Origin of the sequence: Nocardiopsis sp. LDBS0036 (assembly GCF_041228755.1) — a bacterium.
GTDB lineage: Bacteria > Actinomycetota > Actinomycetes > Streptosporangiales > Streptosporangiaceae > Nocardiopsis > Nocardiopsis dassonvillei.
In genome coordinates this window covers 4397852-4411901 of the sequence record NZ_CP141103.1, presented here as the reverse complement: position 1 = coordinate 4411901, position 14050 = coordinate 4397852, and the positions used below count along the sequence as shown (strand labels likewise).

General features: G+C 72.8%; 15 protein-coding genes. 6 read left to right on the top strand and 9 right to left on the bottom strand.

The window, feature by feature from the left end; genetic code table 11:
• Positions 1-58 precede the first annotated feature (58 nt).
• Both UIS43_RS18695 and UIS43_RS18690 read left to right on the top strand, forming a co-directional pair.
• Positions 59-406, top strand: coding sequence for an STAS domain-containing protein (locus tag UIS43_RS18695; RefSeq protein ID WP_013156307.1), 348 nt, complete (start codon positions 59-61; stop codon positions 404-406).
• 13 nt (positions 407-419) lie between these two features.
• Entirely contained in the window at positions 420-968 is a 549-nt protein-coding gene (locus tag UIS43_RS18690) for an ATP-binding protein (protein ID WP_013156306.1), read from the top strand.
• A 275-nt stretch (positions 969-1243) separates the two neighbouring features.
• Here UIS43_RS18690 and UIS43_RS18685 read toward each other — a convergent pair whose 3' ends face one another.
• The 3 genes from UIS43_RS18685 to nth form a co-directional block, all read right to left on the bottom strand.
• A complete protein-coding gene (locus UIS43_RS18685) occupies positions 1244-2422 on the bottom strand; it encodes a MarP family serine protease (RefSeq protein WP_013156305.1) in 1179 nt (392 codons plus the stop codon).
• A 21-nt stretch (positions 2423-2443) separates the two neighbouring features.
• Positions 2444-3097, bottom strand: coding sequence for a CoA pyrophosphatase (locus UIS43_RS18680; protein WP_013156304.1), 654 nt, complete (start codon positions 3095-3097; stop codon positions 2444-2446).
• A gap of 369 nt (positions 3098-3466) precedes the next feature.
• Entirely contained in the window at positions 3467-4213 is a 747-nt protein-coding gene (nth, locus tag UIS43_RS18675) for an endonuclease III (RefSeq protein WP_013156303.1), read from the bottom strand.
• A 301-nt stretch (positions 4214-4514) separates the two neighbouring features.
• Here nth and UIS43_RS18670 point away from each other — a divergent pair, with 301 nt between their 5' ends.
• A complete protein-coding gene (locus UIS43_RS18670) occupies positions 4515-5189 on the top strand; it encodes a Crp/Fnr family transcriptional regulator (protein ID WP_174545788.1) in 675 nt (224 codons plus the stop codon).
• A gap of 209 nt (positions 5190-5398) precedes the next feature.
• On the opposite strand, the gene UIS43_RS18665 is transcribed toward UIS43_RS18670, so the two are convergent.
• The 4 genes from UIS43_RS18665 to UIS43_RS18650 form a co-directional block, all read right to left on the bottom strand.
• Positions 5399-6205: an MBL fold metallo-hydrolase gene (locus tag UIS43_RS18665; protein ID WP_013156301.1), complete on the bottom strand. Its 807-nt coding sequence runs from the start codon at positions 6203-6205 to the stop codon at positions 5399-5401.
• 81 nt (positions 6206-6286) lie between these two features.
• Positions 6287-7180: an NUDIX hydrolase gene (locus UIS43_RS18660; protein WP_013156300.1), complete on the bottom strand. Its 894-nt coding sequence runs from the start codon at positions 7178-7180 to the stop codon at positions 6287-6289.
• Positions 7181-7251: 71 nt separating this feature from the next.
• On the bottom strand, positions 7252-7713 hold the full coding sequence (locus tag UIS43_RS18655) for a RidA family protein (protein WP_013156299.1): 462 nt from the start codon (positions 7711-7713) through the stop codon (positions 7252-7254).
• Positions 7713-7886, bottom strand: a complete 174-nt coding sequence (locus tag UIS43_RS18650) for a DUF4177 domain-containing protein (RefSeq protein WP_013156298.1) — start codon at positions 7884-7886, stop codon at positions 7713-7715. Before UIS43_RS18650 ends, UIS43_RS18655 begins: the two co-directional genes overlap by 1 nt.
• A 151-nt stretch (positions 7887-8037) precedes the next feature.
• Between UIS43_RS18650 and UIS43_RS18645 the strand changes: the two genes are divergently transcribed.
• Both UIS43_RS18645 and UIS43_RS18640 read left to right on the top strand, forming a co-directional pair.
• Complete coding sequence (locus UIS43_RS18645) at positions 8038-9084, top strand: ArsA-related P-loop ATPase (protein WP_071620987.1); 1047 nt, start codon at positions 8038-8040, stop codon at positions 9082-9084.
• Positions 9081-10226: an ArsA family ATPase gene (locus UIS43_RS18640; protein WP_013156296.1), complete on the top strand. Its 1146-nt coding sequence runs from the start codon at positions 9081-9083 to the stop codon at positions 10224-10226. Before UIS43_RS18645 ends, UIS43_RS18640 begins: the two co-directional genes overlap by 4 nt.
• A gap of 14 nt (positions 10227-10240) precedes the next feature.
• Here UIS43_RS18640 and UIS43_RS18635 read toward each other — a convergent pair whose 3' ends face one another.
• Entirely contained in the window at positions 10241-10564 is a 324-nt protein-coding gene (locus tag UIS43_RS18635; RefSeq protein ID WP_013156295.1) for a WhiB family transcriptional regulator, read from the bottom strand.
• A 439-nt stretch (positions 10565-11003) separates the two neighbouring features.
• Here UIS43_RS18635 and UIS43_RS18630 point away from each other — a divergent pair, with 439 nt between their 5' ends.
• Positions 11004-13373, top strand: a complete 2370-nt coding sequence (locus tag UIS43_RS18630; RefSeq protein ID WP_013156294.1) for a penicillin-binding protein — start codon at positions 11004-11006, stop codon at positions 13371-13373.
• 113 nt (positions 13374-13486) lie between these two features.
• On the opposite strand, the gene UIS43_RS18625 is transcribed toward UIS43_RS18630, so the two are convergent.
• On the bottom strand, positions 13487-13942 hold the full coding sequence (locus UIS43_RS18625; RefSeq protein WP_013156293.1) for a GatB/YqeY domain-containing protein: 456 nt from the start codon (positions 13940-13942) through the stop codon (positions 13487-13489).
• Positions 13943-14050: the final 108 nt, after the last annotated feature.

Below are 14050 nucleotides of genomic sequence, written 5' to 3'. Positions count from 1 at the left end.
TGGGGTAACGCCCGGCAGAGATCATTCGCGTTTTTCGCGGTTCGGCGCTGGAGGACTAGTGGACTTGAAGCTTGATCATTACACCGAGGGCGACACCGAGATCGTCGTCGTTGAGGGTGAGATCGATGTCTATACCGCGCCCCGGCTCCGCGAGCTGCTGATCGACCTGGTCAACAAGGGCAACTTCCACCTCGTGGTCAACATGGAGAAGGTGGAGTTCCTGGACTCGACGGGCCTCGGTGTGCTCGTGGGCGGGCTCAAGCGCGTCCGGGCCCACGACGGGACCCTCGACCTGGTCTGCACCCAGGAGCGCATCCTGAAGATCTTCCGGATCACCGGTCTGACCAAGGTCTTCGGCATCCACGACTCGGTGCAGGAAGCCATCGACAAGCGTTCCGCGAAGTAGCCCCGAGCGAGCGATGGCAACCATCACGCTCACGATCAGCGCGCTCCCCGCTCACGTGCGCACGGCGCGGCTCATGGCCGCCACCGTCGCACGGCGGGCGGGTATCGCCGCCTCAGCGATCGACGAGATCAGGCTGGCGGTCGGTGAGGCGTGTTCCCGGGCGGTGGCGGCGCACAAGCTGCACTGCCCCACACAGCCGATCCTGCTCCAGTTGATCGACGGCAGCGGGCCTGATCCGGCGTCGGAGTCCCGCACCGACGCCACGAGCAGCATCCTGCGCGCCAACGGGAGCGCGACGCAACGTTTCGAGGTCGTCGTCTCCGACCGTGCCCCGGCCAAGGACACGGAGGAGCCCGCCAACCCGTCCCTGCTCGACGGGCTCTTCCTGGACGGTGAGGACACCCCTCCCGGCGGGATCTCCGGGTTCTCCCCGGGGCTGGGCCTGGCGGTCATCACGGGTCTGGCCGACGAGGTGAAGATCGACCCCAGCGACCGGGGGACCGTGGTGCGGATGAGCTGGCCGCTGGCCACGGAGCACTCGCCCGACCCGAGTTCCAACTAGGGTCGCCGGGCCGGTGTCCGAACGCTCACGAGGGCGCCTCCCCGCGGGGAGGCGCCCTCGGTGTGTCACGGGCCGCCCGTCACGCCGGGAGGCCCGGCGCGGCCGCGAGTCCTGCGCCGACGCAGGCGCGGGCCCCGGGGCGGGCGCGGGCCCCGGGGCGAAGGCGGGCAGCACGGTGCCGACCGTGCCCCCGGGCCCCCTGTACATCCAGTCAACCGCCTCCCGCGCGCCCCCGAAAGCCCCGGATCCGGCCTGTGGACAACGCAGCCACGCGATCAGTCGCAGGCCTGGGAGGAGACCTGCTCGTCGTTCTCCAGGCCGCTCTGGGCGTTCTCCGCGACCTCGTCGGCGGTGAGCACGTAACCCGTCTCGGGCTCGTTCGTGGCGGCGGCGAAGACCACCCCGTACACGGTGCCGTCCGGCGACAGCAGCGGGCCGCCGGAGTTGCCCGGGCGCACCACGGCGCGCACCTGGTAGATCTCCCGGCTCACCTGCTGGGAGTGGTAGAAGTCCGGCCCCTGCGCCGTCTGGCGGGCGCGGACGCGCGCCGGGACGGCCGTGAAGCCGCTGTTGCGCGGGAAGCCCGCCACGACCGCGTCACCGCCCTGCGGGGCCTCGTAGGTGAACTCCAGCGGTTCCAGGTCCAGGCCCGGCACGTGCAGCACGGCCAGGTCCTGCTGGGCGTCGAAGAGCACCAGCGTGGCGTCGAGCTGGTAGCCCTCCCGGGTGACCACCCGCAGGTCGTCGGTGACCCCGGCGACCACGTGCGCGTTGGTCATGATCCGGTCCTCCGCGTAGGCGAAGCCGGTCCCCTCCACGCGGCGCTGGCACGAGGGCGCGGTGCCCAGCACCTTCACCACGCTGCGGCTCGACTCGATCAGCTCCGGGGTGGTGAGCACGTCGGGGTCCGGCGGCGCCACCTCGGCCAGCTCACCGGTGCCCAGGCCGCTGAACACCTGCGGGAAGGCGCTCTGGTCCACGATCCGGCGGAACGTGGAGAACCCGCTGTGGGCGGCCTCGGGCATCAGCGTGTCCACCGAGTGGAGGATGCGCGAGTCCCTGACCTGGCCCGCGACGAACGGCAGCGCCGAGTTGGCCACCGTGCTGCCGATGAACCAGGCCACGAGCAGCACCGAGAGCCCGCTGATCAGGGCGCCGCCGATGGCGTCCAGGACCCGCGCCGAGTCCCACGTCACCTTGTTGCGGACGAAGGTGCCCAGGTAGGAGAGCAGGAACTGGCCGAGCGCCGCGGACAGGAACACCACGGCGATCGCCAGTAGCGCCTGCCTGCCGGGGTCCTCCACCCACGCCTGGATGGGTGCCGGGGCCGTCAGGGCGGCGAGGACGCCCCCTCCGACGAAGCCCGCGAAGCTGAAGACACCGACGATGAAACCCTGTCGGTACCCCGTCACCGCGAACAGCAGCAACAGGACGACCAGGATCACGTCGAGCACATTGCCCTCCAAGAGTGAGCGCTAACCGACCGGCCGCAGGCCCTGCGGGGTTGCTTCGAACACTTCGGTGAGACCCTCGTCGCGCCAGGGAAGTTCCCAGCCGCCCAGGGCGAGCAGGCTGTCGATCACCGCGCCGGTGAAGCCCCACACGAGCATCCCCTCCACCCGGAAGCCGGGCCCCCAGCGGGGCCCGCCCCCGTAGCGCACCTTGACCCGGTTGGCCGGGTCGGCGAGGTCGGCGACGGGCACGCGGGAGACCGCGGCGACCTCGCCCAGGTCGGTCGGCCGCACCTCGCTGGGCTCGCGCCACCAGCCCAGGACGGGCGCCACCCGGAAGTCGCTGAAGCTCAGGTACAGCTCGGGGAGGCGGCCGACGACGTCGACCCCCTCGGGGAGGAGTCCGGTCTCCTCGGCGGCCTCGCGCAGCGCCGCGGCCTCCGGGGAGGCGTCGGAGGGCTCGATCCGGCCGCCGGGGAAGGCGGGCTGTCCGGCGTGGCGGCGCAGCCCCTCGCTGCGCTGGATGAGGAGGAGGTCGGGGCCCCTGGGCCCCTCCCCGAAGAGGACGAGGACGGCGGACTCGCGCCCTCCCTCGGCGGGCGGCCGCATGGGCGGCGGCACGGTCATCGTCTCGGCGGCGTCCGCGAGCGCGGCCAGCCAGAGCGGGATCGAGTTCATGCGGGGAACCTGTTCCGGGAGTCGTCGCGCCGTCGGTGGGTCGAAGGGGCCGTGCGCCGGGCTCCTCGCGGGGCCGCGGGGCCCGCGCCCGGGGGAGCGCCGCGCGGGGGAGCGCGTCGTTCCCGGGGAGTCGTCACGTCGTCGGACCTCCTCCGGCGCCGACGGGCGGGGGTACCGGCGTCGCACGGGGCGCCGCGGATTGGGACGCCCGCGACGGGGACGATGTGCGCACACTCACGTGATCAGGGTACAAACCTCCGGCGCCTGCTCCCGATGCGCGCCCGGCCGCCCCTGTACGACCGGGCGCCGGTACGGGGCGCCCGCCCGGGTCCGCACGCCGCGCACCCGGGCGGCCGGCCCCCGTGGGTCTCAGGAGAAGGAGCGCATCCGCAGCAGCTTGGTCGCGGTGGCGGTGTCCGTGGGCCCCTCTCCGAAGGAGGGGCACAGACGGGCCAGGCCGCAGGCCCCGCACGCGGGCTTGCGGGAGTGGCAGACCCGGCGGCCGTGCCAGATGACGCGGTGGGAGAGCATCGTCCAGTCCCGGCGCGGGAAGAGCGCGCCGATCTCGTGCTCGACCTTGACCGGGTCCTCCTCGTCGGTCCACCCGAAACGACGGACGAGCCGCCCGAAATGGGTGTCAACAGTGATACCGGGCACATCGAAGGCGTTACCGAGCAGTACGTTTGCGGTCTTTCGCCCTACACCGGGTAGTTTGACCAGGTCGGAGAGTTTCCTCGGAACCTCTCCACCGTGCCGTTCGCACAGTTCCTGCCCGAGCCCGATGAGGCTGTTGGCCTTGGCCCGGAAGAAGCCGGTCGAGCGGATCATCTCCTCCAGCTCCTCCCGCCGCGCCGAGGCGTAGCCCTCCGCGTCGGGGTAACGGGCGAAGAGGGCGGGGGTGACCTGGTTGACCCGCTTGTCCGTGCACTGGGCGGACAGGATCGTCGCGACCAGCAGCTCCAGGGGGGTCGTGAAGTTCAGCTCGCAGTGGGCGTCCGGGTACAGCTCGATGAGTTCCCGGTACATCCTGCGGGCGCGGCGGACCAGCGCGAGCCGGCTCTCACCGGTGGGCGTGGTCGTCGGCTCGGTCGCGTCTGGTGTGTCACGGGGCATCATCACAGGGTAGGCGTCCCGGTGACGGGGCGGACCGCGGCCCGGCGGCCGTGCTCACGCGGCCGTCGCGAGCGGGTCCGCGCCACTGTCGGCGGACGGGGCTATGTAACCAATGTCCGGTGGCGCGGCGCGGACAGCCCTGGTACAGAACTGATGACGGCTAGGATCGCAGGGGCTGACGTCGGCTGTTGTGGGCAGTTGTCTCTCGGCGGACAAGCCGGGATCACGACCTGGTTTCACACCCGGGTGCGATATACGTCACACTGTTGGCGGTCAGGTTTTAGGAGGACGTGTGGTGGACGAGATCAACGAGGTGCTGCGGAAGGCCCCTCTGTTCGAGGCGCTGGACGAGGAGGACACGGCCGCACTCCGCTCCTCGGTGAACGAGGTGCGTCTCGGCCGCGGCCAGACCCTGTTCAGCGAGGGCGACGAGGGCGACCGCCTGTACGTCATCCTCAGCGGGAAGGTGAAGCTGACCCGCACGGCCGTGGACGGCCGCGAGAACCTGCTCGGGGTGCTCGGCCCCAGCGAGATGTTCGGCGAGCTGTCGCTGTTCGACCCGCGCCCGCGCACCGCGAGCGCCGTCGCGGTCACCGACTCGGTGCTCGCGGGACTGGGCCACGACGACCTGCGCCCGTTCCTGTCCAGCCGCCCGCAGGTGTCGCTCCAGCTGCTCAAGGCGCTGGCCGCCCGCCTGCGCCGGACCAACGACGTGATGGCCGACCTCGTCTTCACCGACGTGCCCGGCCGCGTCGCCAAGGCTCTGCTGGAGCTGGCCGACAAGTTCGGCAAGGAGGGCGAGGACGGACTGCACGTCCACCACGACCTCACCCAGGAGGAGCTCGCCCAGCTGGTCGGCGCCTCCCGTGAGACGGTCAACAAGGCCCTCGCCGAGTTCGCCCTGCGCGGCTGGCTGCGGATCGAGGCCAAGGCCGTCGTCCTGCTCGACGTCGAGCGGATGCGCCGCCGGGCCCGCTAGACCGTGTCCCTCGGGCGGGGACTCCCGGGGGCGCTGACGTTCGCGCCCCGTGCCGGGGCTCCCCGGGCCTGAACGCTGTGTGGCCGCTCCCCCCTGCCGGGTGGGCGGCCACAGCCGTGTCCGGAGCCGGCCCCGGGCCCGGTTCCCGGTGCCCCCGGGTCCGGGGGGCCGCCACGAACCGGGCCCGGGGCCGGGAGAGCGCTCGCCGACTAGTTCTCGACGCCCTCGGGGAGTTCGCCGCGCGCCGCGAGGTAGCGCAGCTGGGCGCGCACCGACGAGGCCGCCGCGAACCGGATCTGCTCGGTGACGTCGGGGTAGACGCGGTCGACGATCTGCTCGACCCCGGCCGCCCCCGCGCGCACCGCGTCCAGGACCTGCCCCAGGCGCGACTCGCGGTGGTCGACGTAGGAGTCCAGCACCGTCGCCGGGGCCGTGATGATCGGGCCGTGGCCGGGCAGCAGGGTGCGCACGTCGTGCTCGCGCACGAGGGAGCGCAGCCGGTACAGCGACTCCATGTAGGGGCCCAGCCCGTCGTCGCCGTCGATCACCGTGGTGCCGTGGCCCAGGACGGTGTCGCCGGTCAGGATGGTGTTGTCCGCCTCCACCATCAGGCAGACGGAGTCCTCGGTGTGGCCGGGGGTGGCGATCACCCGTACCCGAAGGCCGTCGGCCTCCAGGACCTCTCCGTCGGACAGGCCGCGTCCGCCGACCCTGGTCCCCGGATCGACCGCGTGCACGGGGGCACCGGTCAGCTCCGAGAAGTACCGGGCGCCCTCCCCGTGGTCGGGGTGGCGGTGGGTCACCACGGCCATCAGCACCTGGGCGCCCTGCTCCTGCACGGTCCGCGCCACGCGCTCCAGGTGGCGCTCGTCGTGGGGGCCGGGGTCGACGACCACGACCCCGCGCGCGCCCGGCTCCCGCAGGATCCAGGTGTTGGTGCCCTCCAGCGTCATCGGGCCGGGATTGGGGCACAGCACGCAGCTGGCGCGCAGTGTCCCGGAACCGTCGATCCTCATCGCACCTCGCTTCGCTCGCCGAACCGGACCGGGGAGCGGCCGGGGCCTCCGGCACGCGCGGCCCCGCTGCCCGGCGGCTCCTCAGGGAGTCGCGTCGGGTTTCGGGAGAGGGTAGTCCACCCCGTTCGGCACGAAGACGCGCAACTGGCCGCCGACCTCCCGGACAACCGGCTCAATGGGGACGATATCCCGTCGGGCCTCCCGTACTCCCCGGAGGGTCCGGCAGTCCGCGAGTTCGGCGCAGTTCACGACCGTGGGCGGGAGCATCGGCATCCGACCCGCCTCCCACTCGCCGTGGACGGCGGCGGGGTCGGTCCACCGGGTGAGGTCGGCCTCGCCGCCCACGTCGCGCGAGGCCTGCCCCGGAGGCAGCTCGGCCGCGAAGAACCAGGTGTCGTAGCGGCGCGGCTCGGCCCTCGGGGTGATCCAGCGCGACCACGCGCGCAGCCACTCCGAGCGGAGCACGAGGCCGCGCCGGGCCAGGACCTCGGTGAAGGAGTGGGAGCGGTCGATCAGTCCCAGCCGGTCCCGCTCCCACTCCTCGGAGGAGGTGTCGAGGGTGATGGCCTCCCCGCCCGCGCGCCCGGGTTCGCTGGCCAGCAGGACGCCGGTCTCCTCGAAGGTCTCGCGGACCGCGGCGCACACCAGCGCCCGGGCCGTGCGCACGTCGGTGCCCAGCGTGCGCGCCCATTCCTCGGGGCCGGGGCCGGTCCAGGGCAGGTCGCCGTCGGCGTCGCGCGCGTCCACCCCGCCGCCGGGGAAGACGTAGGCGCCCGGGGCGAACCCCATGGAGCGGACCCTGCGCATGAGCAGGACCTCCATGGGGCCGTCCGCGCCCCCGTCCCGGACACCGCCGCGGGGGCGCAGGAGCATGACCGTGGCGGCCGGGCGGGGCTCGACGGCGCCGCCCGGCGCGGAGCCGCCCGGCGCCGCGCCCCCGTTCCCGGTGCCGTCGCCTGCCGGGACGTCGCGCATCGGCGTACCCTCCTCCTCGGGGACAGAGCGCCGCGAAAAGGGGGTCACCGCACCGGAAGAGGGCGACCCGCTCAGCGGACCTCGACGATCATCTCAACCTCGACCGGCGCGTCCAACGGCAGGGCGGCCACGCCCACGGCGGCGCGCGCGTGCACACCGGCGGCGCCGAAGATCTCGGCCAGCAGGTCGCTGGCCCCGTTCACCACGCCGGGCTGTCCCGTGAAGTCGGGGGTGCTGGCCACGAAGCCGCCCACCTTGACCACGCGGACCACGCCGGACAGCTCGCCGATCTCGGCGCGCACCGCGGCCACCGCGTTCAGCGCGCACCGCGCGGCCAGCTCCTTGGCCGTCTCCGGGGTGACCTCGGCGCCGACCTTGCCCGTAGTGGGGAGCTTCCCGTCCACGAACGGCAGCTGGCCGGACACGTAGACGTGGTCGCCGCTGCGCACCGCGGGCGTGTACGACGCGACCGGCGCGGCCACCTCGGGCAGGGTCAGACCCAGCTCGGCGATCCGCTCCTCGGGGGTGGCCATCACAGCTCCCGCTTCATGTACGCGACGTACTGCTGGTTGCGGGGGTCGGTGCCCTCCGGCAGCGGAGCGGGCACGACGGAGACGAGCTCCCAGCCGTCGGCGCCCCAGTTGTCCAGGATCTGCTTGGTGGCGTGCGACAGCAGCGCCACCGTCTGGTACTCCCACTTGCTCATGCGTCCCTCACCCTTGCTCGCTCACCGGCGGACCGCCCCACGGCGGGGCGCCGCACGTCAACGCCGCCACCTTACTCATCCGCGTGCCCTCCCGCGCCCACCGCGGCACCGCTCCCGACGCCGCTTGGAACGCCCGCATAGACTGCCTGGAGTGAGCGAGAGCGAGCACGGACCGAAGCCTCCGGGGGAGGCCTGCGCGGGAGCACGACTGCACATCGTCACCGGCAAGGGCGGGACCGGCAAGACCACGGCCGCCGCCGCGCTGGCGCTGGCGCTGGCCTCTGGCGGCGCGAGAGTGCTCCTGGTCGAGGTGGAGGGCCGCCAGGGCGTCGCCACCCTCCTCGGCAGCCCGCCGCTGCCCTACGAGGAGCGGGAGATGATGGCCGCGCCCGGCGGCGGCAGCGTGAGCGTGCTGGCGGCCGACGCCGAGGCGGCGCTGCTGGAGTACCTGGAGATGTTCTACGGGATGCGCCGGGCGGGCCAGGCGCTGAACCGGCTGGGCGCCGTGGACTTCGCCACCACCATCGCCCCCGGGCTGCGCGACGTCCTGCTCACCGGCAAGGCCACCGAGGCTGTGCGGCGCCGCCGGGGCGGCCGCCGCAGGTCCGCCGAGGGCGCGCCGACGGCCCCCTTCCACTACGACGCGGTGGTGATGGACGCGCCGCCCACCGGCCGGATCGCCCAGTTCCTCAACGTGAACTCCGAGGTGGCCGGGCTGGCCCGCGTGGGACCGATCCGCAACCACGCCGACCGGGTCATGGAGGTCATCCGCTCGGGGCAGACCCGGGTGCACTTCGTGTCCCTGCTGGAGGAGATGCCCGTCCAGGAGACCCGGGACGGGATCGCCGAGGTCGGCGGGCTGGGGCTCAACGTGGGCGCGGTGCTGGTGAACATGGTGCGGCGGCCGCTGCTGGACGAGGCCGACCTGGCCGCCGCGGCGGAGGGGGAGACGGACCTGGACGCGCTGGCCGCCGGGCTGAAGGAGGCGCGTCTGGATGACGCGCGGGAACTCGCGGCGGCACTGGCCGGAGAACTGCGCGCCCACGCCCTGCGGGTGCGGCTGGAGCGCCGGATGCGTTCGGACCTGGAGGGGCTGGGCCGCCCGCTGCTGGAACTGCCGCTGCTGGAGGGCGGTGTGGACCGCGCCGCGCTGGACTCCCTGGCGCGGCGGCTGGTCGGGCAGGGGGTGCGGTTGTGAGCGCGGCGGTGGGGGCCGGACGCCTGGACGTGGACGCCCTCGTGGACGACCCCGGTACGCGGATCATCGTGTGCTGCGGCGCGGGCGGGGTCGGCAAGACCACGACGGCCGCGGCGCTGGGGCTGCGCGCCGCCGAACGCGGGCGGCGGGCCGTGGTGATCACCGTGGACCCGGCGCGGCGGCTGGCCCAGTCCCTCGGGCTGGAGTCGTTGGACGACACACCGCGTCCGGTCCCGCTGCCGGAGGGGTCGGGCGGCAGCCTGCACGCGATGATGCTCGACATGAAGCGGACCTTCGACGAGGTCGTCAGGGAGCACGCGGACCCCGAGCGGGCCCGGCAGATCCTGGCCAACCCCTTCTACCAGACCCTCTCCACGAGCTTCTCGGGCACGCAGGAGTACATGGCCATGGAGAAGCTGGGCCAGCTGCGCCAGTCGGGGGACTGGGACCTGATCGTGGTGGACACCCCGCCCAGCCGGTCCGCGCTGGACTTCCTGGACGCGCCCAAGCGGCTCGGCCGCTTCCTGGACGGGCGGCTGATCCGCTTCCTGAGCGCCCCGGCCAGCACGGGGGCCTTCCGGCTGCTCGGCGCCGGGTTCAACCTGGTGACCTCGGCGATCAGCAAGGTCGTGGGAGCCCAGCTCCTCGACGACCTGCGGTCCTTCGTCGCCGCGTTCGACACGGTGTTCGGCGGTTTCCAGAAGCGCGCGGAGCGCACCTACCGGTTGCTCCAGGCTCCGGGGACGGCCTTCGTGGTGGTGGCCGTGCCGGACACGGACGCGATGCGCGAGGCGGCCTACTTCGTGGAGCGGCTGGCCACCGACGCCATGCCGCTGGCCGGGCTGGTGGTCAACCGGACGCATCCGCTGCCCGAGGGGGCGGGCGGGTCCCTGGACGTGCGCGAGGCGGTCGCCGCTGCGGAGGCGCTGGAGCGCTCGGGCACGCGGACGCCGGCCTCGGCGGCCCTGCGGCTGCACGCGGAGAGGGTCCGCACGCGCGGACGCGAGGTCCGGCTGCGGGACGCCCTGCTGGCGGAGCACGGCGGCGTGCGCGTGGCCGAGGTGGCCGCCCTGCCGGAGGACGTGCACGACCTGGCGGGGCTGCGCGACGTCGGCGAGGAGCTGGCGGGCCGGGGCCGGTAGGGCGCTGTCAGCGCTCAGGCCGCAGAGGTGCGCTCGGCGTGCTCGGCCGCGTAGCTGGCGAGGTCGACGCCACCCTCCCTGCGGGCCTCCTCCAGGAGCGGCCCCCAGCTGGTGACGCCGGGGTGCTTGCGCAGCAGGGCGCGGCGCTCGCGTTCGGTCATGCCGCCCCAGACGCCGAACTCGACCCGGTTGTCGAGGGCGTCGGTCAGGCAGTCGGTGCGTACCGGGCACTCCTGGCAGATGAGTTTGGCGCGGTGCTGCGCCGCGCCCTGGACGAACAGCGCGTCGGGGTCCACCCGCCGGCACAGCGCCCTGGTCGTCCACTGGTCGGTCCACATGCCTCTACTCCCCTGTGCGCACCCGGTCCCCGCGCCAGCGGATCCGGTGTCCGGGGCACGCGCGTGCCCCGGCCGGAGGGGAACACCGTGGGCTCCCGCTGCCGCGTGGGGTGCGGTGGTCGACGCCCACCCCTGTTGCCTAGAAGTTACGGATTCGTTCGCCGCGCCAACAGAACCTGATGGACCCCCCTCACGTCTCACCAATATGGCCCGCTCGGGCCATTGCGTGGGGGCCCGGTGGCTCTCCGCATCGGACGGGGTGGGCGTGCCGCGCCGCCGAACCGGTCAGTGCCCGGCCGGCGATAGGCATGAAAAGATGGCATGGGGGCACAGCCCGCGGTACGCGGGTCATTTCCGCGCGTTCGCGCACTATCCGTTCCACATCGGACCACTTCGCACGTACGTGGTCACCTAGTCTGATGGGGTGGGTCAGGGGACATTGCTTCAAAGAATCAGCCAACTGGTCGGCGTCGGCGTCGTCGCTGGACTCCTCGTCGCCGCTCTCGCGCTCCCCGCCGTCGGGGGACTGGGCATCACGGCGCGCAACGTGGCCAGCGGCTTCCTGGAGATGCCCAGCAATCTGGAGACTCCGCCGCCTCCTCAGAGATCGACGATCTATGACAGCGAGGGCGGCGTCATCGCGGAGATCTTCGACCAGAACCGCGAGCTCGTCGAGATCGAGGACGTCTCGCCGGTCATGATCGACGCCATCCTCGCCATCGAGGACGCCCACTTCTACGAGCACGGCGGCATGGACGTGTCGGGCACGCTGCGCGCCGCGCTCCGCACGCTCAGCGGCGACACCCAGGGCGCGTCCTCCATCACCCAGCAGTACGTCAAGAACGTCCAGATCGAGGCGGCCACCACCCAGGAGGAGCTGGAGGAGGCCTCCGAGACGACGATCGCCCGCAAGATCCGGGAGCTGCGCTACGCCGTCGCCCTGGAACAGCGGATGACCAAGGACGAGATCCTCGAGGGCTACCTCAACATCGCCTACTTCAGCGACGGCGCCTACGGGGTCGAGTCCGCCGCGCAGCACTTCTTCCAGGTGCCCGCCAGCGACCTGGAGCTGCACCAGGCCGCCACCATCGCGGGCCTGGTGCGCTACCCCTACCTCTACAATCCCCGCTTCTTCCCCGAGCAGACCACCGACCGCCGCAACGTCGTGCTCGACCGCATGGTGGCCACCGGCGCGATCACCGAGGCGGAGGCCGAGGAGGCCAAGCAGGTCCCGATGGAGGTGGAGATCTCCACCCCGCCCAACGGCTGCGTGCCCAGCGACCAGCCGTTCTTCTGCGACTACGTGGTCCAGGAGATCGAGAAGGACGAGCGCTTCGGCCAGAACGAGACCGAGCGGGCGCGCTGGCTGCGCACCGCCGGACTCCAGATCCACACCACGCTCGACCCGCAGACCCAGGTGTCGGCGCAGGAGGCCGTGGACGAGTGGGTCCCGCGCGAGAACGAGTCCCGCAAGGTGGCCGCCGAGGTGGTCATCCAGCCGGGCACCGGCCACATCCTGGGCATGGTGCAGAGCCGCAACTACGGGCCCGACGAGAGCAAGCTCGGCGAGACCTCCATCAACTTCGCCACCGACGCGGACCGGGGCGGCAGCAGCGGCTTCCAGGCGGGTTCCACGTTCAAGGCGTTCACGCTGGCGGCGGCGCTGGCCGAGGGGATGCCGTTCGGCACCTCGTTCAACTCACCGGCCAGCGTGACCGTCTCCGGGCAGCGCAGCTGTAACGGCGGGACCCTGAGTCCCTGGTCCCCCAGCAACTCCGGCGACACCAACTCCAACACCACGCACAACATGATGACCGGGACGAGGGCCTCGTCCAACACCTACTTCGCCCAGCTCCAGGCGCGGGTGGGCTTCTGCGACGTGATGGAGATGGCCGAGAACCTGGGGCTGCGGCGCGCGGACGGCACGCTGTTCACCGAGAACGAGCGCTCGCTGGCCAACAGCAGCTTCACGCTGGGCAGCGAGGAGGTCTCCCCGCTGCGGGTGGCCAACGCCTACTCGGTCTTCGCCTCGGGCGGGATCCTGTGCGAGCCGCAGGCCATCACCAAGATCATCGACCAGCACGCGCACGAGACGATCGAGATCGAGCCCGAGTGCGAGCGGGTGATCGACGAGGAGGTGGCCGACGGGGTCAGCTACCTGCTGGAGCAGCCCTTCAACGGCGGCACCGCGGCCTCCCTGGGCATCGGCCGTCCGGCGGCGGGCAAGACCGGTACCACCGACGGCTCGGCCGCGGCCTGGTTCGCCGGGTTCACCCCGCAGATGGCCGGTGCGGTCTTCGTCGGCGACCCGCGCGGCCCGCAGCAGTACCCGCTGCGCAACGTCACCATCGGCGACCGGTACTACGGGGTGGTGTACGGGGCGACGATCCCGGGCCCGATCTGGCAGGAGACCATGCGCGGCGCCCACGAGGGCCTGGACGTCGAGCAGCTGCCGTCGCCGCCGTCGCAGTTCGGCTCCACATCGGCTCCGCGCACGGAGGAGGAGGCCAGCCCGGCCAGCGACGACGGCGGCGTGCCGGACGTGATCGGCCGGTCCGAGCAGGAGGCGGTGAGCGTCCTGGAGGCCGCGGGCTACACGGCGAACGTGTCCGCGACCCGGGTCCGCTCCCCCGAGCCCGAGGGCACTGTGGCCGCGGTCAACCCGGACCCGGGGACGCGGCTGCCGGAGGGGGCCACGGTCAACGTGTTCCTCAGCAGCGGCGGCGGGACCGCCAGCGGGCCGGAGGACGACGAGGACTGGTTCCCGGTCGCGCCCGCGTCGAACTCCCCCGGCCGGGAGGACGACTGAGGCCCGGCACGTGAGAGGGGCGGCGGTGCGTACACCGCCGCCCCTTCGCGTTCCCCGCCGTTCGCGGGTGGCGCACAGTCGGACCAGGCCGGGCCCGGTCTGGCCGGGTCAGGTCATCCGGCGAGCTGGCGCTTGACCTCGGCGGCCACGCGGGCGCCCTCGGCCCGGCCGGCGATCTTGGGGTTGACGACCTTCATGACCTGGCCCATGGCGCGGGGGCCCTCGGCTCCGGTCTCGGTGACGGCCTCGGCCACCAGCGACGACAGCTCCTCGTCGGTGAGCTGCTTGGGCAGGTAGTCGGAGATGACCTCGCTCTCGGCCCGCTCGGCCGCGGCCTGCTCGGGCCGGTCGCCCTTGTCGAACGCCTCGGCGGCCTCGCGGCGCTTCTTGGCCTCCCGGGTGAGCAGACGGGTGATCTCGTCGTCTCCGAGGGAACGCGAGGTGCTGCCGGCGGCCTCCTCGGTGGAGATGGCGGCCAGGACCATGCGCAGGGTGCCGGTACGCACCTTGTCGCGCGCCTTGATGGCGGTGGTCAGGTCGTTCTTGAGACGGGCTTTGAGTTCGGACATGAGCCGATCCTACGGCGGGGCGCCGCGGGGTCACCAACGGTTTGCGCGCGCGGACGCCGCGCGGACGCGGCTCACACCGGCCCGGCGGCCCGCGACGGGGGATTCGCA